Consider the following 25,302-nt stretch of genomic DNA (forward strand, 5'->3'; position numbering starts at 1 on the left):
GGGAGTGGTCCCATGACCGGGGCGACCGGCAGGGTGGCATTGGTGACAGGGGCCGGCAGCGGAATCGGTGCGGCCACCGCGCGCCTTCTGGCCGCACGAGGGATGCGCGTGGTGGTCAACTACCTGCACAGCGGCACGGCAGCCGGGAAGGTCGTGGCCGGCATCGAGGCCGCGGGCGGCCAGGCCATGGCCGTGCAGGCCGACGTGCGCGAGGCAGCGGCGGTCGAGAGCATGATCGAGCAGGTCCGGGCGGCATGGGGCGGCACCGACGTGCTCGTGCACAACGCGCTCACCCCGTATGTGGTCAAGCCGTTCCAGGACATGACGTGGGAAGAGCTGGGCGGCAAGCTCGACGACGAGCTGCGTGCGGCGTTCGCGGTCACCAAGGCCGTCCTGCCCGCCATGACCGAACAGGGCTGGGGACGCATCGTCTATCTCGGCACCGTCCTCAGCCGCCAGCCCCGGGAGGGCATGATCGCACTGGGCACGGCCAAGGCCGCACTGGCGCAGTTCGCCCGGTACCTCGCCCAGGAGCTGGGCCCGCTGGGCATCACGGTCAACGTCGTCGAGCCCGGCCCGGTGGACGACACCCGCATGGCGGCGGATGTGCTCGACGAGGAGCACAGGCGTCGGCAGGTGGCCGCCACCCCCCTGGGCCGCCTGGCACACCCGGACGACGTCGCCCGGGCGGTCGCCTTCTACGCCGGCGAGGACAGCGCCGTCATGACCGGCACCACGGCCGCGGTCAACGGCGGGATGTCCATGTACTGACGCCCCGCCGTCCTGTGCGCACGGCGGCGGCACGATCAAGGAAAAACGTTCATGTACACGATCGATCTCGCCTACGTCGGGCGGGGCCTGCACGAGGAACTGGCCGCCTACATCGCCGACCAGCAGGGCTACTACGCCGACGAGGGCGTCCACGTCGCGCTGCACGACGGCTGCTCGTGGGACGAGGAGCGGCTGCGCCACGGCGCCACCATCGGGCTCGGCCGGGCACTGCTGTCCCGACTGGCCGACGGCACCCCCTGGGTCGCCCTCAGCGTCAACACCCACCGCCCGCTGTTCTGGTTCCTCGCCCGCCCCGGCCTGACCTCCCTGGCCGACCTGGCCGGCCGACGGCTGGCGGTGCACGCCCCGCACACCGCACCCGGGTGCTTCACCCGGATCGTGCTGCGCCGGGCCGGCCTAGACCCGGACCGCGACATCCACACCGTCGTCCGCCCGCCCGGCGACTACGGCATGGACCTGCGCCGGCTGCACGAGGGCGGGATCGACGCCGCCCTGGTCGGCAGCACCATGGCACCGGAAGCGGTAGCCGCCGAGTACGGCTGGCAGGTGCTGGCCTGGGTCGGCGACCACTTCAGGATCCCCACCGTAGGCGTGGCCGTCGACCCCACCCACCTCCACCCGGACGACCCCGCGGTCCAGGCCGTCGTACGAGCCCACCGGCGTGCCCTGCAGGTGATCCACAACGAACCCGACACCACGGTGCGCCACATCCGGACGTTCCTCGGTCGGCACACCGCGGACGAAGCCCGAGCCCACTACGAGACGTTCATCGCACCGCATTTCACCACCGACGGCCAAGCCGACCTCGCCGTCGGCGCCACCGCGATCACCGCGGTCGCCGCCGAACTCGGCGTCCCCGCCACCGTCACCGCAGCCGAGTTCTACCGCACCGCGACCGCCGACGGGACCGGGTCACAGCGTGGCTGAGGCGGCCACCTGCCCGGAATCGGTCTCATCCGGCCATCCGGCATTCGGACGGGCGGTGACGGCGGGCCCCGCGGGCCCTAGTCTGTGCGGTGCAGTCGGTTCGTCATGTCCTCCAGGCATGGCGTCGTAAGAGGGAACCCGGTGTGAATCCGGGACTGCCCCGCAGCGGTGAGTGGGAACGACCGCCGTCACACGCACTGGACCCCGATGGGGCCCGGGAAGCGACGGCCAGTAGGTGCCGGAGAAGGCCGACAGGCCCGGCGTGCCCGCGAGTCCGAAGACCTGCCACTGCCCGCGTGCACCCCGCACGCGGTGATCTCGGTGACCTCGAGGGCGGGTCGGCGGAGCGGGCGGGCACATTCTGGTGCCGCGCACCCCTGTCGTACCTTCGCCTCCTCGCGCTCTCCCGGGATCGCAGCGCGACTCGCGAAGGAGAGTTCCGTGTCAACGAGTTCCACCACCCCGCAGGCCACCGTGTACGGCTACCCGAGGCAGGGGCCGAACCGGGAGCTGAAGAAGGCGATCGAAGGCTACTGGGCCGGCCGGATCAGTGCCGAGGCCCTGTACGCCACCGCCGCGGACCTGCGGCGCGACACCTGGCGACGGCTCACCGACGCCGGTGTCACCGAGGTCCCCACCGGGGACTTCTCGCTCTACGACCATGTGCTGGACACCACGGTGGCGGTCGGCGCGATCCCCGCCCGGCACCGCGCCGCCGTCGACGCCGACCCGCTGGACGGCTACTTCGCCATGGCCCGCGGCACCCAGGAGGTGGCGCCGCTGGAGATGACCAAGTGGTTCGACACCAACTACCACTACCTCGTACCCGAGTTGGGACCGGACACGGTCTTCGCCGCCAACCCGGCCAAGCCGGTCGGCGAGCTGCGCGAGGCGATCGCCCTCGGCCACACCGCCCGCCCGGTCCTGGTCGGCCCGCTCACCTACCTGCTGCTCGCCAAGCCCGCACCCGGGGTCACCGCGGACTTCCAGCCGATCACCCTGCTGGACCGGCTGCTGCCCGTCTACGCCGAACTCCTCGCCGACCTGCGCGCCGCCGGAGCGGAGTGGGTCCAACTCGACGAGCCCGCCCTCGTCCAGGACCGCACACCGGCCGAACTCTCCGCCGCCGCCCGCGTCTACCGGGAGCTCGGCGGGCTCACCGACCGGCCCAAGCTGCTGGTCGCGACCTACTTCGACCGCGCCGGCGAGGCCCTGCCCGTCCTGGCCAAGGCCCCGATCGAGGGCGTCGGGCTCGACTTCACCGGTCCCGGCGCGGCCAACCTCGACGACCTCGCCGCCGCCGGCGGCCTGCCCGGCAAGCGCCTGGTCGCCGGCGTCGTCGACGGCCGCAACATCTGGCTCAACGACCTGGAGAAGTCGCTCTCCGTCCTCGGCACGCTCCTCGGCCTCGCCGACCGGGTGGACGTCGCCCCGTCCTGCTCGCTGCTGCACGTCCCGCTGGACGCCGCCGCCGAGCGCGACCTCGACCCGCAGGTCGCCCGCTGGCTCGCCTTCGCCCGCCAGAAGACCGGCGAGATCACCGCCCTCGCCCGGGGCCTGCGCGAGGGCACCGACACCGTGGCGGCCCAACTCGCCGCCAACCGGGCCGACCTGGCCTCCCGCGCGGCCTCCGCGCTCACCCACGACCCCGCCGTCCGCGCCCGCGTCGCCGCCACCACCGCCGAGGACGCCCGCCGCGCCCAGGCCTACCCCGAGCGCGCCGGGGCCCAGCGCGTCCGCCTCGGCCTGCCGCTGCTGCCGACCACCACCATCGGCTCCTTCCCGCAGACCGCCGACCTGCGCACCGCCCGCGCCGACCTGCGCGCCGGCCGGATCGACGACGGCACCTACCAGGACCGGATGCGCGCCGAGGTCCGCGAGGTGATCGCCTACCAGGAGAAGGCCGGGATCGACGTCCTGGTCCACGGCGAGCCCGAACGCAACGACATGGTCCAGTACTTCGCCGAACAGCTCACCGGCTACCTGGCCACCCAGCACGGCTGGGTGCAGTCCTACGGCACCCGCTACGTCCGCCCGCCGGTGCTGGCCGGCGACGTCTCGCGGCCCCACGCGATGACCGTCGACTGGTTCCGCTACGCCCAGGACCTGACGGACCGCCCGGTGAAGGGCATGCTCACCGGCCCGGTCACCATGCTCGCCTGGTCCTTCGTCCGCGACGACCAGCCGCTCGCCGACACCGCCCGCCAGGTCGCCCTCGCCCTGCGCGACGAGGTCACCGACCTGGAGGCGGCCGGCGCCGCCGTCGTCCAGGTCGACGAACCCGCCCTGCGCGAGACGCTGCCGCTGCGCGCGGCGGGCCGCCCCGGCTACCTGGCGTGGGCCACCGAGTCCTTCCGGCTCTCCACCTCCGGGGTGCGCGCGGACACCCAGATCCACACCCACATGTGCTACGCGGAGTTCGGCGCGATCATGACCGCGATCGACGATCTCGACGCCGACGTGATCTCCCTGGAGGCGGCCCGTTCGCACATGCAGGTCGCGCACGAGCTGGCCGAGGCCGGCTACCCGCGTGAGGTCGGCCCGGGCGTCTACGACATCCACTCGCCCCGGGTGCCGAGCACCGAGGAGGCCGCGGCCCTGCTCAGGGCCGGACTGGCGGCCATCCCCGCCGAGCGGCTCTGGGTCAACCCCGACTGCGGCCTGAAGACCCGTGGCTGGCCCGAGACCCGCGCCTCGCTCGACCACCTCGTCGAGGCCGCACGCCTGGTCCGTGCCGAGCTGAAGGGCTGACCCGAGCCGAAGGGCCGACCCCGGTGCCGGCGTGGGTGCGGGGGCGACCGTCCCCGCACCCACCCCGTACCGGCTGTCGGCCGGTTCCCCGGATGCGACAGGAGGGGAGCGGTGGGAAGGAAGTTCGAGGCTCGTCGCATCCGTGTTGACGGGCAGGTGATGATCGCCATTCCCGAGAAGGAGTACGCGATCCTGCTGGCCGGCCGTCGGCAGGTCGGAGCACAGGGAGCCCGGATCCGGGTGCTGCAGCACGCCCTCGGCCATGCCCTGGCCAGGCTGGCGGCGGCCCAGCCCCACACCTCGCCTGTTGCGGGACCGCCGCTTCCGGGCGGGTCGTCGGCGTCGGACGGCGCGAGCCCTCCGGCGACAGGGGAGACGTGATCGCCTCGCCGCCCGGACCGGTGACGTGGCGGCCGGTGACCTGGCGGCCGGTGGCCCTCCGCCGGGGATCGGGCGGGGGCCACCGGCCACCGGTGTCAGTTCCGGTTGTGCAGGCCGAGATTCTGGTAGATCTCCGTCGTGACCGTGGAGAAGTTCATCGTCATGAAATGGAGCCCGGGAGTGCCCTCGGAAATCAGCCGACGGCACATCTCGGTGGCGAAGTCGATACCGATGGAGCGGACCTGCTCGGCGTCGTCCTGCGCGTTGGTCATTCTTTCGACGAATGACGGAGGAATGATCGCGGTGCTGAGCTCGGGAATGCGCCGGAGTGACCGGATCGTGGTAATCGGCATGATTTCCGGGATGATCGGGACGGTGCACCCGGCCTTCTCCGCCCGGTCGCGGAACCGGAGATAGCCGTCCACGTCGAAGAACATCTGGGTGATCGCGTAGTCGGCCCCGGCCCGGCACTTCTCCACGAAATGCCGGATATCGCTGTCGCGGTCGTGCGAGCGGGGGTGCGTCTCGGGGAACGCCGCGACGCCGACACAGAACTCGCCGGACTCCTTGATCAGCTCGACCAGCTCCGTCGCGTACGTCACGCCCTCGGGGTGGCGCACCCAGTCGCCCAGCGGGTTGCCGGGCGGATCGCCCCGGAGGGCGAGGATGTTGCGAACGCCCTGGTCAGCGTAGTGGCCGAGGATGTTGCGCAGCTCGGCGACGCTGTGGTTCACCGCGGTCAAATGGGCGACCGGGGTCAGCGTGGTCTCCTGGGCGATCCGCCCGGTGATGCCGACGGTGCGTCCGCGCGTCGATCCACCCGCGCCGTAGGTCACGGAGACGAAGGTGGGTGACAGTGCCTCCAGCCTGCGGATCGCATTCCACAGACCGGCCTCCGCCCGCGCACTGCGGGGAGGCATGAACTCGAACGAGTAGGAGCATTCCCCGGCCGCCAGGAGCTCGCGGATCGGGACTGCCCGGTCGGTCCTCGTACTGGGGGTTCCGAGAGTCATGCGGGATATTATCGACCGGTGCCGGGAATTCCCATGCGGGTGTCCACCTAGTGATACGCGGGCCCGCCGGGACGCCCGTTCCGGAGGGAGCTCCCGGGCTTCGGACCGGCTGTTCGGGAGTGCGGTGCGGAATTTGTGCGAGGGTGCTGCGGACAGTGGGTTCCGGGCACGGCACAATGACCTCATGGACGCGTACGAGTACTCGCTCACCGGTGTGGAGAACTGGGGTCGCTGCGGGGTGATGGGCATCGTCAATGTCACCCCGGATTCCTTTTCCGACGGTGGTCTGTGGCTGGATCCCGGCAAGGCGGTCGCCCACGGCCTGGAACTGGCCGCCGGGGGAGCCGACGTGGTGGACGTCGGTGGTGAGTCGACCCGTCCCGGGGCGGCCAGGGTGCCCCTGGAGGAGGAACTGCGCCGCGTGCTGCCCGTCGTCCGGGAGCTGGCGGCGCGGGGAGTGACCGTCAGCGTGGACACGATGCGGGCCGCTGTGGCCGAGGCGGCGGTGGAGGCCGGCGCGCGGATCATCAACGATGTCAGCGGGGGGCGCGCGGACGCCCTGATGGTGTCCGTCGCGGCGAGGACGGGCGTTCCCTTCGTGGTGATGCACTGGCGCGGGCACTCCGCCGGGATGGACGGCCTGGCCGACTACGAGGACGTGGTCGACGAGGTGGTCGGTGAGGTGGCGCGGCAGCTGGACGCCATGGTGTCGGCCGGAGTGGACCCCGCCCAGCTGATCGTCGATCCCGGGCTCGGCTTTGCGAAGGGACGGGAGGACGACTGGGCGCTGCTCGCCCGCCTGGACGCCTGGGCCGGGCTCGGCCGTCCCGTCCTGGTGGCGGCCTCGCGCAAGCGCTTCCTCGGGACGCTGCTCGCCGACCCGTCGACCGGCGAGCCCCGGCCCGCCCGGGAGCGCGATGCCGCTACGGCAGCCGTCTCGGCCCTCGCCGCCGCCAAGGGTGCCTGGGCGGTTCGGGTCCATGACGTGTCGGCGAGTGCGGACGCGGTCCGCGTCGAGGCGGCGTTGCGCCGGGCGCTCGCCGGCATGCCCGTCCGGGCCGGTGCGCCGACCCGGTGACGAGCCGCCCGGGCCCGGTGCACGCGGGCCCGGCGCCGCCGCGCACCCGGGCGGTCGGTACTCTTGTCGCCCGGTTTCCGGTCGGCCGGACGGCTCGCGCTGCCCGCCCGCGTGACGCCGCCGGCCCAGCCAGGCCCGGCTCACTCTCACCCGAACTCACCCGAACTCACCCGAAGGCGGCCCGTTCCATGGCGTTCCCGCAGCAGAAGGCGGCCTTCACCGAACCGGTCGGCCGGACCGGCGGGGCGGTGGAGGTCGAGCGGTCCTGCCGGTTCGAGGACGGTGAGTGCCGCCACCTTCTGCTGTGGCGGGCCGGCCCAGGCTGGCGGATGCTCAGCAGCGCGGTGCTCGGGGGCGGCCTCGGCGAGCGGGAGTGGGTGGTCAACGCACAGGTCAGGCCCGGGTACGGCCGGATGGACCCGGACCGCCACCTCGCCGGGCTGGCCACCGGGCTGGGGCTGAGCGGCCCCGGCGCCGGGCTGATGACCGCCGCGCGGGTGGACGACTTCACCTGGGCCTGCGACGGCGGGGTCACCGCGGTGGTGACGACGGGGATCGGGGTGCCGGCCTGGGCGGCCGCCCCCGACCCGGCCGCGGAGGCCGGGGCCGGATTCCCGGGCACGATCAACATCCTGCTGGTGGTGCCCGCCGCGGTGTCGGACGCCGGTCTGGTCAACCTGCTGGCGACGGCGACCGAGGCGAAGGTCCAGGCGCTGGTGGAGGCCGGGTACGACTGTTCCGGGACGCCGTCGGACGCGGTGTGCGTGGCGGTCCGCCGAGCCGGTCCGGGCCAGGTGCCCGAGCCGTTCGGCGGCCCGCGCTCCCGGTGGGGCGCCCGGGCAGCCCGCGCCGTCCACGAGGCCGTCACGCTGGGCGCCGAGCGGGACCGCACAGGCCGGGCACGGGGGGCCGTGCCCGGCCATGCGCGGTCGACTCCGGAGTGCGCCAGGACCTTTGTGCTGTCCGGCGCGTGGTGATCAGCTGCCGAAGCGCAGCGAGACGGTGTCGCCGACGCTGATCACGGTGCTGCGGGCGGCGCCGGTGGCGGCGGCGCCGTCGATGCTCACCTTCCAGCTGGAAGTCCCGCTGTTGGCGGTGCCGTTGACGGCGGTGACGGTGCCGCTGCCGGAGGACGGCGTGACGGCGGTGACGCAGCCGCCCGGGGTCGCCGCCCCGGCGGCGTCGAGGACGGCGCCGAGCGTCGTGGTGGTGCCGGTCGGGGTGACGGTGACCGCGCAGACCCTGGGCGAGCCGGTGCCGTCGTCGACGACCAGGGCGAGCCGGGCGGCGGTGCCGGCGGTGAAGGAACCGGTGGTGGCCCAGGTCGGCTCCCCGGCGGTGGTCGGGGTGGGCGGGGTGGCGGTGAAGCCCGCCCCGGCGACCGCACGCAGCCCGTCGACGGAGGCGTAGGGGGAGGGGGCGGTGTCGGTGGGCAGGTACTTGAAGCCGCCACCGGGCTTGAACTGCTGGGAGATCAGGAAGTCGACCGGGGTCTTGCCGGTGCCGCTGGTGAAGTCGGCGCCCTGGGGGTTGATGCCGCAGGCGTTGAGACCGGAGACGGCCCAGCCGTTGGAGTCGGTGTTGGCGCCGAACATCGAGTTGAAGGCGCCGGAGGCGACGAGCTTGCCCTTGAGGAAGTTCTTGGCGGCGACGATCGCGGGGTCGGTGCCGGGCACGCCGCTGCTGCACAGCGAGGCCATGGCGGCGCCGGTCATGTCGATGTCACCGGCCTGGGCGAGTGCGGCCGGATCGCCGGCGGCCTTGCCGAAGTTCCAGCCCCCGTCGTTGTGCTGGTTGGCGCGGACCGCCGTGACCGAGGCGTCGAGCAGGGCCTGCGGCACCCGCTGGGCACCGCTCTGCGTCCTGGCGCCGCCGAGGGCGAGCAGGCCGAACACGGTGCCGTTGAAGTTGGCGGACGGGCCGTAGTAACCGGGCTCGGCGGTCTGCCAGTAGGCGGCGACGTCCGCGATGAGGTTGCGGCCGGGGCCGACGCGCGCGGGGTCGATCCCGGCGGCGTAGGCGTTGAGGACGCCCCGCTCGTAGTCGGTGACGACGGGCGCGGCGCTCGGCCAGGTGGTGGCGGCGAGCTGGTTGCGGTACACCAGGCGGGCGTTCCTGGTGGCGTCGCCGCCCGGGGCCACGTCCGCCGCGGCGGTGCCGGCGGCCGCCAGCGCGCTGAACGCCCACTCGTTGGAGAGGCCCCCGCCGGTGACGTAGCTGCCGTCGGCGGCCTGGAGGGACTTCAGATAGGTGACGCCGGTGCTCTTCGAGGTGGCTGTCTGGGCCGGGGTGGCGGTCGCGTGGGCGGGGACGGCGGAGAGCAGCAGGGCGCCGGCCGTTATCGGGACGGCCACCGCGGAGGAGACACGCGAGGAGGAGAGGAGGGATGACACGGGGCGGGCTCCTTGGAGTGATGGGCGCCGACCCGGCTCCGGGCCCCAGGGCTCCCTCGGGAGTTCGGCGGCCGGAGCGGCCGCCGCCCGGATCGCGTGGGCAGGCTTTCGCCGGTGGTACGTGGCCGGGCGGGCATTCGGGCTCGGGACGGCGGAACCGCCCCATACCGTTGCGCGTCAGCCCTGGAATCGCACCAGGTTCCCCCGCTCGGCCACCGGGGACGCTACCGCACGGTGCTGCCACCGGCGAGGTGTTCAAGGCGACATGACGACTCATTGACGGCCGACGCGGAAGCGTGGTCTGATGAACCGTTTTTCATCCTCGGCAGTAGGGGAAGCCGGTCCAACTCCGGCGCTGACCCGCAACCGTAGATCCGCCCCTCCGGGCGGATGAGCCGGACTGCCTGCGCCGAGGGCCTGTTCAGAAGCACTTGCGTCGTCGAGGACTACGACGCGGTCGGGACGGTCCCCATGCCGGGGAGCCGTCGGCTGCGCCGTGACACCCCGTCGACCGATCAGGGAGTCGCCGGTGAGGGTCAACAGCACGCGCACACGTCACAGAGCCCGGGGTCTGACGTCCCTGCTGGCCACCGGCGCCGTCGCTGCCGCCGCGGGCGGTACGGTCCTGCTCGGCCACCCCGGTACCGCGGCCGCCGACCCGATCGAGGAGTGCACCGCCACCACCGGCGCGATCGTCGCCGTCGACTTCGGCCGCTGGGGCGGCGGGGTCGTCCGCGGCTGCGACGCCCACCCCACCACCGGGATGAACCTGCTGCACAACGCCGGCTTCACCACCACCGGCACCGAGCACGACGGCCCGGCGTTCATCTGCCGGCTCGGCAACGGCACCTTCAACAGCGGCACCCAGTACCCGACAGCCGCCGAGGAGCCCTGCGTCAACACCCCGCAGGCCACCGCGTACTGGTCGTACTGGATCGCCGAACCCGGTCGGCAGACCTGGTCCTACAGCCAGTTCGGCGCCGCCACCCAGAAGCCGAAGCCCGGCGAGGTCGAGGCCTGGGTGTACGGCGGCACCGACATCGGCGGCACCAGCGGGGCACCCTCCTTCACCCCGGACTCCGTCCGCGCCGAGAACGGCGCCGGTCCGTCCCCCTCGGCCTCCGCCTCCCCCTCGGCGTCCATCTCCCCCTCGACGTCCCCGAGCCCGACCGGCCCGTCGCCCGCCGCGGGCGACCCCGTCGCGGCGGCCGCCTGGCTGGCCGGCCGGCTCGTCGACGGCGACCACATGGAGAACTGGGCCTTCGAGGGCCCCGACCTCCCCCGGACGTCCCTCACCGCGATCGCCCTCGCCGCCGCCGGGACGGAGGACCCGGCCCTGCGCAAGGTCCTCGCCTACCTCGCCGCCCACACCGACGCGTTCCTCCTCCCGGACGGGCCGTCCGCCAAGCCCGACGCCAGGGCCGCCGCGCTGCTGGCCCTGGTCGCCGAGAGCACCGGCGGCAACCCCCGTGCCTTCGGCGGCCGCGACCTGATCGCCGCGCTCACCGACCACGTCTGTGCCTCGGCCGGCGAGAACGGCAAGTGCACCGCCGCCGGGGACTTCCACGGTGCGGCCTCGCCCTGGGTCCAGGCCCTGGGCGTCATCGCCCTGCAGCGGGCCGAGGTCGCTCCGCCCGCCTCGGCGCTCACCCGGTTCACGGCGCTCCAGTGCGCCGACGGCGGCATCGCCGGAGCGATGATCGTGGCGGGCGACTACTGCGAGTCCGATCCGTCCGGCACCGCTCTCGCCGTTCTCGCCCTGCGCAAGGCCGGCGGCTTCGAGCAGACGGCGAAGAAGGCCGCCGACCAACTGGCCGCGAGCCAGCAGGCCGACGGCTCCTACCTCCCCTACACTGGCGCCGCGGGCGGCGACACCGGCAGCACCGCCCGCGTGGTCCAGGCTCTCAAGGCCACCGGCCGGAGCGCCGGACAGACCGCCGCCAGGACCTGGCTCGCCGCCCGGCAGGGCCAGGACGGCGGCTTCGGCACCGACGAGTCGACCACCGAGTCCGACCCGGACGCCACCGAACAGGCCATCCTCGCCCTGACCGGCACCGACCCGACCGGCGTCCGGCACGACCCGAACGCGGCCACGACCGCGCCGCCCGGCCCGCACCCCGGGAAGACCCCCGATCTCGGCAAGGGCAGCGCCTACCTGACCGACCCGGCACGCCTGATCGACGGTCACTACTACGAGGCCTTCCCGGCCTTCGCCGACTTCGGCCTCACCATCGACGGCGCCTACGCCCTCGCCGCCACCGGCGCGGACGACGCGGCCCTGCGCAGGATCGTCGACTTCCTGGACCAGCAGGGCAAGGACGCCGGCGACCGAACCGTCAACGACTGGACGGGCATCGGCACCGAGTACGCCGGCGGCGGCTCGATCGGCAAGGAGGCGCTGCTCGCCGAGATCACCGGCCGCGACCCGCGCGCCTTCGGCGGCCACGACCTGATCGCCGCCCTCGCCACGGCGGTCTGCGCCCAGACGAACCCGGACACCGGCTGCGCGGCCCCCGGCAACTACACCTACGCCACCTCGGTCTTCTCCCAGGCACTTGGCATCATGGCCCAGCTGCGCGCCGGGGAGACCGGGCCGGCCGCCGCGCCGGTCGCCTACCTGAAGAGCCTCCAGCACGCCGACGGCTCCTGGCCGAGCCTGATCCCCGCCACCGGGGACTCCGACGTGGACAGCACGGCCATGGCGGCCATGGCCCTCGCCCTCGCTCCCGGGGACGACGGCGCCCAGGCCGTGGACAAGGCCCTCGGCTGGCTGGCCGGCAAGCAGGAGGCCGACGGCGGCTTCCCCGGCGCGGCCGGTGACTCCACCAACTCGGCCGCCCTCGCGATCCAGGGGATGACGCTGCGTCAGAGCGCCTACGCCGGCCCGATCGCCAAGGCGCTGGACTTCCTCGCCGGCCAGCAGAACAGCGACGGCGGCTTCAACGTCGCCACGAGCGGACAGCGCGGCTCGGACGTCCGGGCCTCCACCCAGGCGGTGGGCGGCGCCACCGGAATCTCCTTCGGCACCCTCCGGCGGGACCTCGGCAGCACGCCCACTCCGACCGGTTCGCCGACGGCGACGCCGAGTCCGACGCCGAGTTCGACGCCGACGGGCTCCCCGACGGAGACCGGATCCCCGGCCCCGACCGGCTCACCCACGACCGCCCCGACCGCCCCGACCGCCCCGACCGCCCCGGCCACCGCGGACACCGGGACGCCCGGTGTGTCCGGCGGGCCCGTCCCGGGCGACCCCGGATACCCGGCCCAGCCCGGCGTACCCGGAAACCGCGTGCCCGGCACGGCCGACGGCGGCAGCCTCGCCCGCACCGGGACGGACACACCGGCCCTGATGGCAGCCGCCGGGCTGCTGGTCGGCGCCGGAGCCGCAGCCGTCCTCGCCGCCCGCCGCCGCGCGGCCTCCGTACCCGGGCGCCACCGGTGATCCGGCGGACCGGCCGGCTGCTCGGGACTGTTGCCACGACGCTCGCCCTCGCCTTCGGCGGGCTCGGGGTGGCGGCTGCCCCGGCGGTGGCGGCCCCGCTGCCGATCGAACAGTGCACCACCACCTCCGGCGTGGTGCTCGCCGTCGACTTCGGCAAGTGGGGCGGCCCGCTGCTGCGCTCCTGCGGCACCACCCCCACCACCGGCTACACCCTGCTCAACCAGGGGGGCTGGAAGACCACCGGGACGGGGCACGACGGCCCGGCGTTCATCTGCCGGATCGGTTACAGCGGCTACCAGGGTGGCAAGCAGTTCCCCACCCCGGATCAGGAGAAGTGCGTCCTCACACCGCCCGCCACGGCCTACTGGTCGTACTGGCACGCGGACCCGGGCGAGAACACCTGGTCGTACAGCCAGCTCGGCGCGATGAGCTATCGGCCGAAGCCCGGCAGCGTCGACCTGTGGATCTTCGGCGGGACCAACATCGAGGGCACCGAAGGACGTCCCGCCTTCTCGCCCGACACCGTCCGCGCGCACAACACCGCACCGGGCGGCGGAGCGGCCGCCACCCCGGAGCCGCCCAGGCCGCCGGCCGGTGCCGGTTCGGCCGGCGGCAGTGGCTCCGGTAGTGGCGGCACCGCCGGCGGTGGCGGCACCGGTGGCGGCACCGGGGGGACGTCCGGCGGTTCGGTCACCGGCGGCACCGGAGGCACCGGTGGCGGCGGCACGAAACGTCCGCCCGCCGCCGGGACCCCGGGAGGCACGGGCCGTACCGAACCGGCGATCCCGCCGGCCGGGCTGCCCGAGCAGACCACCCCCGCACCCGATCCGGCCGCGTCCGTGCCCGCGCCCGCGCCCGACGAGACCCCTGCCCAGGTTCCGTCCGACACCCCGTCGGCCACCGACACCGCACCACCGCCGTCCACGGACCCGGCGACCCCGGCCCCGTCCGCCGACGCCGGCGGTCCGGCCGTGGTGAACGCCGCCCCGGTCGCCGACGCCCCGCACGACGCGGGCCCGATCGCGCCCGTGATCGCCGGAGTCGTGCTCGTGGCCGCCCTCGGCACCGCCACCGTCATCGCCGCGCGCCGCCGCCGACGGGCCGAGTGATTCCGTGACCGTGCTCGACCGACCCGGCACCGGGTCCCCGCAGTCCGCCCCCGGGCGGGCCGCGGGGGCCGGGCGACTCCCGCGCAACCTGCACCCGCTGGCCTGGTGGGCCTGGGCCCTGGCCCTGGCCACCGCGGCCAGCCGCACCACCAATCCGCTGCTCCTGTTCCTGGTGCTCGCCGTCCTCGGCTACGTGGTCACCGCCCGTCGTACCGAGGCCCCGTGGGCCCGCGGCTTCAAGTACTACCTGTGGCTCGCCCTGACCGTGGTGGCGATCCGGGTGGTCTTCCGGTGCGTCTTCGCCACCGGCATCACCCCCCACGACCACCTGCTCTTCTCGCTCCCGCACATCCCCACCCCCGACTGGTACGCGGGCATCCGGATCGGCGGCCCGGTCTCCCTGGAGGCCACCCTCTCGGCCGCCACCGACGGCCTGCGGCTCGCCTGCCTGCTCTGCTGCATCGGCGCGGCGAACACCCTGGCCAATCCCAAACGGGCCCTGCGCGTGCTCCCCGGCGCCCTCTACGAGCTGGGCGTGGCCGTGACGGTCTCGATCAGCGTCGCCCCGCAGCTGGTGCAGAGCGTCCAACGGGTGGTTCGCGCGAGGCGGTTGCGCGCCGGGCGGAGCAAGGGCATCCGGGCTCTGCGCAGCATCGTCGTCCCGGTGCTGGAGGACGCGCTGGAACGCTCGCTGCACCTGGCCGCAGCGATGGACTCCCGGGGCTACGGCCGCTCCGGCACCGCCACCCGCGCGTCCCGCCGGGCCACCGGCGCGCTGATGCTGCTCGGCATGATCGGTCTCTGCGCGGGCGTGTACGGGCTGCTGGACGGAACCGCCCCCGCCGCGCTGGGGCTGCCGGCCCTGCTCGCGGGCTCGCTGCTGTGCGCGGCCGGCCTGGCGCTCGGCGGCCGACGGGTACGCCGCACCACCTACCGGCCGGACCCGTGGCGGTCCGCCGAGTGGGGCGTCGCCGGCTGCGGAGTGGCGGCCGCGACCCTGCTGTTCGTCACCGTGGGGTACGACGCCACCGGCCTCAACCCGTCGCTCTACCCGCTGAGCTGGCCGAGCCTGCCGGTCGTCCCCGTGCTGGCCCTGCTGCTGGCCGGTGCCGCCGGGGTCATCGCCCCGCCCCCGGGCCGCACACCCGAACCCCCGGCCGTGCCCCGGCAGCGGGCCGCCGACCGTACCACCGGGGACCGCCGTACCGGCGGCCGCACGCACACCGAGGTGACCAAGTGATCCGTTTCGACCAGGTCGGCGTGGTGTACGAGGGCGCGGCCGCACCGACACTGCGCGACGTCGACCTGCACATCCCGGAGGGCGAACTCTGCCTGGTGGTCGGGCGCACCGGCGCCGGCAAGTCCACCCTGCTCGGCGCGGTCAACGGCCTGGTCCCGCACTTCACCGGCGGCACCCTGTCGGGCCGGGTCACCGTCGACGGCCGGGACACCGCCCACCACCCGCCGCGCGAACTCGCCGACGTGGTCGGCGTGGTCGGACAGGACCCGCTGGCCGGCTTCGTCACCGACACCGTCGAGGAGGAACTCGCCTACGCCATGGAGCAGTTGGCGATCCCCCCGGAGACGATGCGCAAACGCGTCGAGGAGACCCTCGACCTGCTCGGCCTCGCCGACCTGCGGTACCGCGCGCTGCACGAGCTCTCCGGCGGACAGCAGCAGCGCGTCGCCATCGGTTCCGTGCTCACCGCCCACCCCCGGGTCCTGGTGCTGGACGAGCCCACCTCCGCACTCGACCCGACCGCCGCCGAAGAGGTCCTGGCGGCCGTCACCCGGCTGGTGCACGACCTCGGCGTCACCGTCCTGCTCGCCGAACACCGCCTGGAACGGGTCGTCCAGTACGCCGACCGCGTCGCCTACCTCCCCGGTGACGGCACCGTCGCCCACGGACCGCCCGCCGAGATCTTCACCGGCACGGCGATCGCGCCACCGGTCGTCGACCTCGGCCGGCTGGCCGGCTGGCACCCGCTGCCGCTGTCCGTCCGCGACGCCCGCCGGGCCGCCGCACCGCTCAGGGAACGCCTCTCCGGCCACCCCGCCCCGCCGCCGCGCCGCGAACCCGCCGGAGGACGGACGGTGCTGACCGCCGAGCGGATCGTCGTGCGCTACGGCCAGGTGGCCGCCGTCCGGGAGGTGGACCTGGAGCTGCGGGCCGGCCAGGTCACCGCGCTGATGGGCCGCAACGGCTCCGGCAAGTCCTCCCTGCTCTGGGCCCTGCAGGGCTCCGGCCCGCGGCAGGGCGGCACCGTCAAGGTCGCCCGGGCCGAAGGCGGACCGGCCAGGGACCCGAAACGGCTCCCGGCCGTCGAGGCCCGCCAACTCGTCGGGCTGGTCCCGCAGACCCCGACGGACCTGCTCTACCTGGAGTCGGTGGCCCAGGAACTGGCCCAGGCGGACCAGGACGCCGCGGGCCGGCCGGCGCCGGCCGCCCGGCGGATCCTGGACCGGCTGGCTCCCGGCATCCCCGACGGCACCCACCCCCGCGACCTCTCCGAGGGGCAGAAGCTGGCCCTGGTCCTGGCGGTCCAGCTGGCCGCCGCGCCGGAGGTGGTCCTGCTGGACGAACCCACCCGAGGACTGGACTACCACGCGAAGGAGGCGCTGATCGGCATCGTCGACGGGATCGCCGCCGACGGGCACACCGTCGTCGTCTCCACCCACGACGTCGAGTTCGTCGCCGCGGCCGCGGACCGGGTGGTGGTGATGGCCGAGGGCGAGACCGTCGCCGACGGCCCGACCGCCGAAGTGATCGTCGCCTCACCCACCTTCGCCCCCCAGGCCGCCAAGATCCTCGCCCCGCTGCCCTATCTGACCGTCCGTCAGGTCGCCCGGGCCCTGGGCGCGCTGGAGGCCGGCCGGTGACCGCCCCCACCCGGGCGGCCGTCCGGATCCCCGGCCGGGCCCGCATCGTCGTGGCCCTCGCCGCGTTCATCGGCCTGACCGCCTTCACCTGGCCGTTCGTCGTCGCCCCGGGAACGTTCGGCTCCTCCTACGCGCCGCCGCTCATCTTCGGTGCCCTGCTGATCCTGGTCCTCGCCGTCGTCATCGCCGAGATCTCCGCCGGCGGCATCGACGCCAAGGCGCTCGCCATGCTCGGCGTCCTGTCCGCCGTCAACGCGGGCCTGCGGCCGCTCGGCGCGGGCACGGCCGGCGTCGAGACGGTCTTCTTCATCCTCGTCCTCGCCGGCCGCGTCTTCGGCCCCGGCTTCGGCTTCACCCTCGGCTGCACCTCGCTCTTCGCCTCCGCCCTCATCACCGGCGGAGTCGGCCCCTGGATGCCCTACCAGATGTTCGGCTGCGCCTTCGTCGGCATGCTCGCCGGGCTGCTGCCGAAGCTCCGGCGGAGGTGGGAGGTGCTGATGCTGGCCGGCTACGGCGCCGTCTCCGGTTATCTCTTCGGCTTTCTGCTCAACCTCTCCTTCTGGCCGTTCTCCACCGACCCGAACAGCTCGATCGCCTACCTGCCCGGGCTTCCCTTCACCGAACAGTGGCACCGCTACCTGCTCTTCGACCTCGCCACCTCGCTCGGCTGGGACACCGGCCGCGCCGTCACCACCGGCCTGTGCGTCCTCATCGTCGGCCCGGCCGTCCTCACCGTCTTCCGCCGCGCGGCCCGTCGCGCCAACTTCGAGCCGACCGTGCGCTTCGCGGGCCTGCCCGACTCCCGCGACCGACCCGGACCCACCGGTACTCCGGCCGGTGTCTGACCTCCTTGTGCCCGGGCCGTCCGCAGGGTGCGCGGAGGGCCTTGAGGCGGAGCCCGAGCGGAGGGCGAGCAGCAGGTTGCGGGGGCGGGCGAGGGCGGCTGGGCCGGTGAGCATGTTGGCGACCCTGATGTAGTCGGTGTACATCGCGGGGTGGTCGGGGATGAGGTCCTGCCAGGCGCGTAGGTAGCGTTGCGCGGCGCGGGCCGCCAGTGGCGTGTGCTGGTCGGGTTGCCAGGCGCGGTCGCTGAGGGTGGCCATGGCCCAGGGCCAGCGGGTGGTGCGGTTGAGGTGCCGTTGGAAGTGGCGGGCGAAGTCGTGTGGTCCGCCGGGCGGCTGGTTGGCCAGCAGGTGTCGTAGAAGGTGGGCTTCGAGGGCGGCGACGGTCATGCCCTGGGCGTAGAGGGGGTTGAAGACGCAGGCGGCGTCTCCCAGCGCGATGAGTCCGTCGGGCCATGGGCGCAGGCGGTGGTAGTGCATGCGCCGGTTGGCGGTGTGGCGGTAGCGTGCGATTCCCGAGGTGGGTTCCATGCTGTTCAGGGCGTCGTCGAGGCCGCAGTTGAGCGATGCCGCGAAGGCTTCGAACCCGGCTGTGTCGTTTGGCGGGTGGTGTCCGGAGGCCCCTTGGAGGGTGATCAGGTATCGGTCGTGCTCGATATGCAGGGCGAAGCAGCCGCGGGGTGTGTCGGGGGCACGCAGCGGCACGAGGAGGGCCTGCCACGGCGGGTGCGAGCCCGGGGGCGCCCGAAAGAGGCGGCTGGCGTAGCCGATACCGGGATCGATCACCGTCTGCGAGGGGCGCGGCCGGAGGCCGTCGGAGGTGAGCCAGTCGGGCAGACGCGAGGTACGGCCGGAGGCGTCGACGACCAGGTCCGCATCCAGGAGCCGGGTGGCAGTTCCGGGCGGCTGCCGTGGTCGGAGGAGGACGCCGTTCACCCGGAGCGGTCTGTCGAAGTGCAGTCCGGTGATGGTGTGGCGGTCCAGAATCCGCAGGCCGGGCAGGGCGGCGGCGCGGGAGCGGATGGTGGTTTCGAGCAGGGGCCGGCTGACGGGCTGGACGAGGATGCCGGAGGTGACCGGCTCGGGTCGCCCGGCGGGGAGGTGGAGCCGGGCCTGCCGGCAGAAGTCGAAGACGGGGGCGCCCTCGGCGGTGAGTTCGTCGCGGATGCCGGGGAACAGCTCCTCGATGGCCTGGGCGCCGCGGGTGGTCAGCGCGTGGGCGTGTCTGCCCTGGGGAACCCCGGGCCGGGGGGTGGGCGCGTCGGTGAGCCGGTCCCGTTCGACAACGGTGACGTGTTCGAACGTCTCGGCCAGGACGCGGGCCGCGAGCAGCCCGGCGATGCCCGCCCCGATCACGACGGCGTGCCCGCGGCGTCGGGCGCGGCCTACGGCCGGGGAAGGTCGAACCATGAGGGAAGCACGATCGGGTGGCTGACCAAGGAGGCCAGGAGCATGACGAGCTGGAGCGCGAGCATGCAGACGGTGGCGAAGCCGACGCCGGCGAGCAGCCGGATCCACGGCTGGGCGCGTGGCGGGAGGGACAGGGAGCCTTCCAGCAGCCAGGCTTCCCGGCCGGGTCCCGCGTACAAGGTCATCAGCAGCACCGGCAGTGCGGCGAGGAGGACCAGGCACAGTGGTGAGGTGAGGGGGAGCTGGTACCAGTGGCCTTCGAAGAGCGTGAGATACGGCAGTGCGCGGGGGTAGCCGTAGCCACCGAAGCGCATGTAGGCGTGCTCCATGGGGATGTCGCAGATCAGGCTGATCACGACGGTCGCCGCTGCGGTGCGGGCCCGTGACCAGCGGGGCCTGTACCGACGCAGGAGCGCGGCGATGCCCAGGGCCATGAAGATCCAGAAAACGACCCAGGGGTAGGCGCCGTTTTCCAGGAAGGTCTCGGTCTGCGGGGTCGGGCCGTGCCATCCGGGCAGGTAGGGGCCCCAGGAGACGAGGTTGACGTCGTACCGGTTCGCGCTGACCGTGTGGTGGAAGCTGCCGGAATAGGGGTCGGTCCACCAGACCAGGAAGTAGCCCGTGACGAGTGCGGCGGACAGCGTGATGTGTCCGGCCTTGCGGGACTGCCGCCAGGCCACCACGATCAGCAGGACAGAGCCCGCCAGGGCCACGGCGTCCTCGATCCGGGTGGCGAGCTTCATCCCCGCCGACATCGTGTAGCCGCCGGAGGAACAGGCGTGCAGGTTGCCGTCGGCTGCCCAGCGGGCGAGCACCCAGATCTGGAAGAGAACGCACAGGAGGCCGAACGCTGCCCAGCACACGGGCGGGCGGCGCCAACGGCTGTGCCGTCCCCCGGCGGGGGCGGCAGGCTCTTTGGCCCGACGGGCCGGGAAGGTGCTCTCGTACGGCATGTGCTGTCACCCCTGTGTGAGGTGGTGAGGCGGCTCAGGACCGGGGGCGGTCGCGGATCGCTCTTCCGCGTCGCTGTCAGGCCCGCCGGTGCCGAGGCCCAGGTGTCCCATGAGCCAGTGAGCGAGGCCCGCGGGGGTGGGGTTGACCCAGATCACCCCGGGTTTGACGGTGATGCTGAGGGCTCGCTGGATGCGCTGTTGCAGCTGGACGGCGCCGAGGGAGTCCATACCGAGGACGACCATGCTGGTGTGGGGGCCGATGTGATGGGTGGTGCCGCCGAGGAGCTCGCGTACGCAGTCGATGATGAAGGACTCCAGCAGCTCCCGGCGCGCTCCTTCGCCCTCGGCGGTCAGGAGTTCCTCGCGCACCGGCGCCTGCCCGCCGTCGTCCTGGCCGGAGGTCAGGAGTGGGGTGAGCAGGGTGGAGTGGCGCAGGGCAGGGTAGGGGGCGGTCCACTGGTCGAGGTCGAGCGGGGAGTAGGCGATCTGCCGGAATCCTGCGGTCAGGATGCGTTCGAGGGCGTCGATGCCGTCGACGGGGGTGATGGTGATCAGTCCCCGGTCGGCGAGGTGTTGTCCGCGTCCGACTTCGCTCCAGGCACCCCAGTGGATGCCGGTGGCGGGCAGGTCCCGGGCGCGGCGCCAGGCCGTCAGCTGGTCGAGGAAGGCGTTGGCGGCCGCGTAGGCGCCCTGCCCGGGTGAGCCGATCAGCGAGGCGACCGACGAGTAGAGAACGAAGAAGTCCAGCTCGATGTCGGCGGTGGCCCGGTGCAGGGCCCAGGCTCCTTCGGCTTTGCCGCGCCATACCCGCTGAAGCAGGTCGGGACGGAGGTTGCCGAGGGCGGCGTCCTCGACGACGCCGGCGGCGTGCAGGACGCCGCGCAGCGTCATCCGGCCCTGGGTGGCGGCGACGACGCACCGCTCGGCCGTGCGGGGGTCGGCGATGTCACCGCGCACGACGCGGATGTCGGTGCCACCGGTACGCAGGGCGGCGAGGGCGGCCCGTGCCCGGGTGCCGGGGGCGGAGCGGCCGCTGATCACCACGCGGCCGGCGCCACGCCGGGCGAGCCAGGTGACGGTCAGCAGGCCGAGGCCGCTCAGGCCGCCGGTGACCAGGTAGGCGGCACCGGGGCGTACCGGGCCGGCGGGCGGGTCGGCCGGGAGCGTGGGGGTGTCGGCGCCCGCGTGGAGGCGGGCGACGTGTCGCCGGCCGCCGTGGTAAGCGAGTTCGGTGACCGGCTGGGCGGAGTCGAGCAGTTCGTCGATGAGCCGGTCCCAAGGGGTGCCGGTGTCGAAGGTGATACTGCTGGGGGCGAGTTCGGGGTGTTCGTAGGCGGCCGTGCGCAGCAGTCCGGGTAGCCCGGCCCCGGTCAGCGATGTCCGGTCCGGTGCCTGTGGGCCGGTGAGGATCCACAGCCGTGGCGGGTGGTCCAGGGCGGTGAGTTGCTGGATCACCGTGATGGCGCGGGCGACCTGCTCACGGGCCGCACCGGCTGGATCGGCTGTCGTGGCTCCGGTGCCGACGGCGAGGACGACGCCGGTGCACGGCGAGGGAAGCGCTGCCGCCAGCGGACCGGTGTCGTGGGGCAGCAGGCGGCACGCGATACCCCGTCGCGTCATCGCCCGGGCGAGTTCGGCGGGCCGGCCTTCCCCGTCGGCCGCGAGCACGGCCCAGCCCGCCTGGCCCGTCTGCCCCAGCGGGGTGGCCGACGGGACGGCGGGTTCGGGCTGCCAGGTCAGATGGGCCAGGCGGGTGGCGAAGCGTTCGGCTGAGGGTGTGATGTTGGACAGGCGCAGGCCGCGGACTTCGGCGACCACGGTGCCGTCGGCGGTGGCCAGTTTTCCGGAGGAGGTGCAGGTCAGATCGTCGGCGTGGTGCAGTTCGACCAGGGCGGTCCGGACGTGGGCGGTGGGCCCGTAGACGCGGACCTCGTCGAAGCCGGCGACGACGACGGGGCCGGGGCTGGTGGCCCGGTGGGCCAGCCACAGCGATACCACCGTCTGGACGAGTTCGTCGTGCAGGGCCGGGTGCAGGGACATCATCCAGGCCGAGACACGGGCACTGGCGTGGGTGCGCAGTGAGGAGGTGGCCCGGTCTTCGGTGGGGTGGATCCTGATGTGTTCGATGGCGGTGAAGGCCGGGCCGTGGTGGACGTTGTGGCGCTCGCGGAAAACGCGGTACAGGTCGGCCGGATCGCTGTCCTGCCACCCCTGCACGGCCGGACCGAGGGTGATGGGCGGCGGGGCGCCTTCGGCGCCGTCGAGAGGACGCACGGTGCCATGGGCGTGGACCACCGTGGCCCCGTCCTCGGTCCGGGAGAGGATTTCGACGTGCGCGCTGTCGCCGTCGTGGACCAGACGGGTGGTGACCAGGGGTTCGGGGTCCAGGATCAGCGGGCTTTTTATGGTCACGTCGTGGACGCTGACGCGGTCGGTGGCGAAGACGCGGGCTGCGGCGGCGAGCATCATCTCCACCATGCCGGTACCGGGCAGCACCGGCACGTCCGCGACCTTGTGGTCGTCCAGCCAGGGCAGCCGGGCCGGGCCGAGGGGGGTCTGCCACAGGAACCGTTCCGGGTGGTCGGGGTCGTGGACGGAGCCGCCGAGCAACGGGTGCTGTGCTGCGCCGACCAGGTACGGGGCGACGAGCCGGTAGGGGGTGGTGTCACCGCCGCGGCGGGTGCGGTGCCAGGCCGTGCCGGGCACCTCGGCGAGTTGGCCGTGGCCGTAGTGGGAGGAGAAGTCGATGCCGTCGTAGCCGGCCGCGTGCAGCCGGCCGAGGTGGGTGAGGAAGGCGTCCTGGTCGTCGCTGCCCTGACGCAGGCTTCCCAGGGCGACGGCATCGTGGATGCCGTGGTGGCGGGCGGTGTCCAGGATGGGCCGGACCGCCAGGGGATGGGCCGTGCACTCGATGAACAGCCGGTGGCCATCGGCCAGAGCGGCTGAGACGGCGGCGTGGAAGCGTACCGTTTCGCGCTGGTTGCGCACCCAGTACTCCCCTCCCAGCTCCCCGGGCACCCGTGGATCGTCAGTGACGGTGGAGTAGAAGGTGGCCGCGGGCCGTGCCTGCGGGAGATCGGCCAGGGCGGTGCGCAGCCGGTCCAGGATGGGGTCGACCTCGGGCGAGTGGGACGCCACGTCCACGTCGATCGGCTTCACCACGACGTCGGCGGCCTCCCACCGTGCGGCCAGGGCGGCGATCTGGGCGGCATCGCCGGAGACGACCGTGCTGTCCGGGGAGGTGAGCACCCCCAACGTGACCCCGTCGGCGCCGGCGTCGTCGATGGCGGCCTGCACCTCCGGTGCGCCGAGCATCACCGAGGCCATCGCCCCGCCGGAGATGGTGGCCAGCAGTGCGGAGCGCCGGCAGATGATTTCCACCCCCTCGGCCAGGCCCAGCCCGCCCGCCACCACCATCGCCGCGACCTCGCCGAGCGACTGCCCGATCACCGCGACCGGTTCGACTCCCCAGGACCGCCACAGCCCGGCGAGGGCGACCTGGACGGCGAAGAGGGTGGGCTGGATACGCGCCAGACCCACCAACTCCTCAGGGCGGGTGAGCACTTCACACAGGGAGAATCCTGCTTCCCGGGTGACCAGCGGTTCCATCTCCTCGATCGCGGCCCGGAACACCGGCTCACCGCGCAGCAGGCCCTGGCACATCCCGGCCCGCTGCGAACCCTGCCCGGTGAACACGAACACCGGCCCCGGATGCGAAGGCGGCAGCACCGGCACACCCGAGACGACCCCCTCGGCCTCCCGGCCTGAGGCGAAGGCGCGGGCCCGCACCGCCAGTTCACGGTGGTCGCGGGCGACGATGCCCAGGCGGTGGTCCGCCGGCGAACGGCGCAACGCCAGGGTGTGTGCGACGTCGAGCAGGCCGGTGCCGGCACCCTCGTCCTCCGCCCAGTCGGCCAGCCGGGCCGCCGCCAGCGCAAGGGACTGTGGTGAACCGCCCGACACCGCCAGCAAGAAGGACTCTTCAGCGCTCTGCGGCGACGCCGGGCGCGGGCGACGGGGCCGCAGGCGTGCGGGGGCGGCCTCCAACACCAGGTGCGCGTTGGTACCGGTCACCCCGTAGGAGCACACGGCGGCCAGCCGTGTGCGCGTGTCGACCGGCCACGGTGTCAGGGCGGTCGGCACGAACAGCCGGGATTCCCGGTCGCGCGGGATCGAGGGGTTCCACTGGTCGAAGTTGAGGTTGGGCGGGATCACGCCACGCCGCAGACACTCGACCGCCTTGATGGTTCCGGCGATCCCGGAGACCGGCTCCGAGTGCCCGATGTTGGTCTTCACCGAACCCAGCGCGCACCGGCCCTTTCCCCGGCCGTAGACGGCGTCGATCGAGCTGTACTCGATCGGGTCGCCGACCGCGGTCCCCGGGCCGTGCGCCTCCACCAGCCCCACCTCACCAGGATCGACCGCGGCCTTGCCGACGGCGTCTCTGAAGAGCTGCTGTTGCATCAGCGTGGACGGCGCGGTCAGCCGGCTGGACTGCCCGTCGTTGTTGACCGCGCTGCCGCGGATCACCGCCAGCACCCGGTCCCCCTCCCGCCGCGCGTCCACCAGCCGCTTGAGGAGCAGCACTCCCGCCCCCTCACCGCGCACGTATCCGTCGGCCCGCGCGTCGAAGGCATGGCAGGCACCGCGCCGCGACAGCAGCAGCGGGGCCTCGTAGTACTGCGTCTCCGGCGAGATCATCAGCAGCACCGCACCCGCGAGCGCCGTATCGCACTCGCCCAGCGTCAGTGCCCCGCACGCCGTATCCACCGCCACCAGCCCGGACGAACAGTGCGTGCTGACCACCATGACCGGGCCGCGCAGGTCCATCGCGAACGCCACCCGCCCGGCGGCCCCCGCTGTGAAATTGCCGAACAAGTACGGGCTGTTCGGGGCGTCCTCGACCGGCCGCGCCTCACGGAACAGATTGTCCGGCGCATAGGTGCCCACATACACGCCTGTTCGCGACCCCCGCAACCGTGCAAGCGGAATTCCGGCGTGCTCCACCGCCTCCCAGGCCACCTCCGCCAGCAGCCGGAACTGCGGATCCACCCAGTCCTGCTCCGCCGGCGCCACCGACAGCGCCACCGGATCCCACGCCCAGACATCCCCCTCCACAAAGCAGCCCAGCCCGGCCCGCACCGCGTCATCCGGATCGTGGACAGCCGCCAGCCGCGCGGCGTCCCAGCGGTCCACAGGTACCGGGCCCACCGTCCGCCGTCCGGAGGCCGCGAGCCTCCACAGGCCGGCAGCTGACTCCACACCGCCCGGGAACCGGCACCCGATACCCACGATGGCAATCGGTTCAGCATTCGATGCCGACATGGCCGT

General features: G+C 73.6%; 15 protein-coding genes, 1 pseudogene and 3 riboswitches. Of the genes and pseudogenes, 11 read left to right on the forward strand and 5 right to left on the reverse strand.

Annotated features, from left to right (window positions below):
• Positions 1 to 12: 12 nt before the first annotated feature.
• The 4 genes from ACIO5D_RS02340 to ACIO5D_RS02355 all read left to right on the forward strand — a co-directional run bounded on the left by ACIO5D_RS02340 (position 13) and on the right by ACIO5D_RS02355 (position 4,851).
• A complete protein-coding gene (locus ACIO5D_RS02340; RefSeq protein ID WP_400655020.1) occupies positions 13 to 771 on the forward strand; it encodes an SDR family NAD(P)-dependent oxidoreductase in 759 nt (252 codons plus the stop codon).
• 51 nt (positions 772 to 822) lie between these two features.
• Complete coding sequence (locus ACIO5D_RS02345; protein ID WP_400793671.1) at positions 823 to 1,719, forward strand: ABC transporter substrate-binding protein; 897 nt, start codon at positions 823 to 825, stop codon at positions 1,717 to 1,719.
• Between the two features lie 79 nt (positions 1,720 to 1,798).
• Positions 1,799 to 2,024: riboswitch (cobalamin riboswitch) on the forward strand.
• A 136-nt stretch (positions 2,025 to 2,160) separates the two neighbouring features.
• Positions 2,161 to 4,470, forward strand: coding sequence for a 5-methyltetrahydropteroyltriglutamate--homocysteine S-methyltransferase (gene metE, locus ACIO5D_RS02350; RefSeq protein ID WP_400793672.1), 2,310 nt, complete (start codon positions 2,161 to 2,163; stop codon positions 4,468 to 4,470).
• A 111-nt stretch (positions 4,471 to 4,581) separates the two neighbouring features.
• Positions 4,582 to 4,851: a hypothetical protein gene (locus ACIO5D_RS02355; RefSeq protein ID WP_400655026.1), complete on the forward strand. Its 270-nt coding sequence runs from the start codon at positions 4,582 to 4,584 to the stop codon at positions 4,849 to 4,851.
• A 95-nt stretch (positions 4,852 to 4,946) separates the two neighbouring features.
• Here ACIO5D_RS02355 and metF read toward each other — a convergent pair whose 3' ends face one another.
• On the reverse strand, positions 4,947 to 5,864 hold the full coding sequence (gene metF / locus ACIO5D_RS02360; protein WP_400793673.1) for a methylenetetrahydrofolate reductase [NAD(P)H]: 918 nt from the start codon (positions 5,862 to 5,864) through the stop codon (positions 4,947 to 4,949).
• A gap of 184 nt (positions 5,865 to 6,048) precedes the next feature.
• Between metF and folP the strand changes: the two genes are divergently transcribed.
• Positions 6,049 to 6,942 carry a dihydropteroate synthase gene (gene folP, locus ACIO5D_RS02365; RefSeq protein ID WP_400793675.1) on the forward strand — a complete coding sequence of 298 codons (894 nt, stop codon included), beginning with the start codon at positions 6,049 to 6,051 and terminating at the stop codon, positions 6,940 to 6,942.
• Positions 6,943 to 7,130: 188 nt separating this feature from the next.
• Positions 7,131 to 7,919, forward strand: a complete 789-nt coding sequence (locus ACIO5D_RS02370; RefSeq protein WP_400793676.1) for an adenosylcobinamide amidohydrolase — start codon at positions 7,131 to 7,133, stop codon at positions 7,917 to 7,919.
• Here ACIO5D_RS02370 and ACIO5D_RS02375 read toward each other — a convergent pair whose 3' ends face one another.
• Positions 7,920 to 9,335: a hypothetical protein gene (locus ACIO5D_RS02375; protein ID WP_400793677.1), complete on the reverse strand. Its 1,416-nt coding sequence runs from the start codon at positions 9,333 to 9,335 to the stop codon at positions 7,920 to 7,922.
• Between the two features lie 110 nt (positions 9,336 to 9,445).
• A riboswitch (cobalamin riboswitch) is annotated at positions 9,446 to 9,570 on the reverse strand.
• Between the two features lie 52 nt (positions 9,571 to 9,622).
• A riboswitch (cobalamin riboswitch) is annotated at positions 9,623 to 9,762 on the forward strand.
• A 102-nt stretch (positions 9,763 to 9,864) separates the two neighbouring features.
• Between ACIO5D_RS02375 and ACIO5D_RS02380 the strand changes: the two genes are divergently transcribed.
• From ACIO5D_RS02380 to ACIO5D_RS02400, 5 genes are read left to right on the forward strand one after another with little or no spacing between them, the layout of a single operon-like run.
• A complete protein-coding gene (locus ACIO5D_RS02380; RefSeq protein WP_400793678.1) occupies positions 9,865 to 12,777 on the forward strand; it encodes a prenyltransferase/squalene oxidase repeat-containing protein in 2,913 nt (970 codons plus the stop codon).
• Positions 12,774 to 13,886 carry a hypothetical protein gene (locus ACIO5D_RS02385; RefSeq protein ID WP_400793679.1) on the forward strand — a complete coding sequence of 371 codons (1,113 nt, stop codon included), beginning with the start codon at positions 12,774 to 12,776 and terminating at the stop codon, positions 13,884 to 13,886. Before ACIO5D_RS02380 ends, ACIO5D_RS02385 begins: the two co-directional genes overlap by 4 nt.
• Before the next feature lie 10 nt (positions 13,887 to 13,896).
• A complete protein-coding gene (locus tag ACIO5D_RS02390; RefSeq protein ID WP_400655062.1) occupies positions 13,897 to 15,126 on the forward strand; it encodes an energy-coupling factor transporter transmembrane component T in 1,230 nt (409 codons plus the stop codon).
• On the forward strand, positions 15,123 to 16,766 hold the full coding sequence (locus ACIO5D_RS02395) for an ABC transporter ATP-binding protein (protein WP_400793680.1): 1,644 nt from the start codon (positions 15,123 to 15,125) through the stop codon (positions 16,764 to 16,766). Before ACIO5D_RS02390 ends, ACIO5D_RS02395 begins: the two co-directional genes overlap by 4 nt.
• The gene (locus tag ACIO5D_RS02400; protein ID WP_363607661.1) at positions 16,763 to 17,611 is read left to right on the forward strand and encodes an ECF transporter S component; all 849 of its coding nucleotides are present in this window, start codon (positions 16,763 to 16,765) and stop codon (positions 17,609 to 17,611) included. Before ACIO5D_RS02395 ends, ACIO5D_RS02400 begins: the two co-directional genes overlap by 4 nt.
• 348 nt (positions 17,612 to 17,959) lie before the next feature.
• On the opposite strand, the pseudogene ACIO5D_RS02405 reads toward ACIO5D_RS02400, so the two are convergent.
• The 3 genes and pseudogenes from ACIO5D_RS02405 to ACIO5D_RS02415 all read right to left on the reverse strand — a co-directional run.
• A pseudogene (locus ACIO5D_RS02405) lies at positions 17,960 to 19,018 on the reverse strand (NAD(P)/FAD-dependent oxidoreductase); the annotation flags it as partial.
• Complete coding sequence (locus ACIO5D_RS02410; protein ID WP_400655044.1) at positions 18,994 to 19,971, reverse strand: spirocyclase AveC family protein; 978 nt, start codon at positions 19,969 to 19,971, stop codon at positions 18,994 to 18,996. The gene ACIO5D_RS02410 and the pseudogene ACIO5D_RS02405, both read right to left, overlap by 25 nt.
• 6 nt (positions 19,972 to 19,977) lie before the next feature.
• Positions 19,978 to 25,296 (reverse strand): type I polyketide synthase, encoded by a 5,319-nt coding sequence (locus ACIO5D_RS02415; protein WP_400793682.1) that lies wholly within the window; start codon positions 25,294 to 25,296, stop codon positions 19,978 to 19,980.
• Between the last annotated feature and the right edge of the window lie 6 nt (positions 25,297 to 25,302).

Source organism: Kitasatospora sp. NPDC087315 (genome assembly GCF_044744345.1).
GTDB lineage: Bacteria > Actinomycetota > Actinomycetes > Streptomycetales > Streptomycetaceae > Kitasatospora.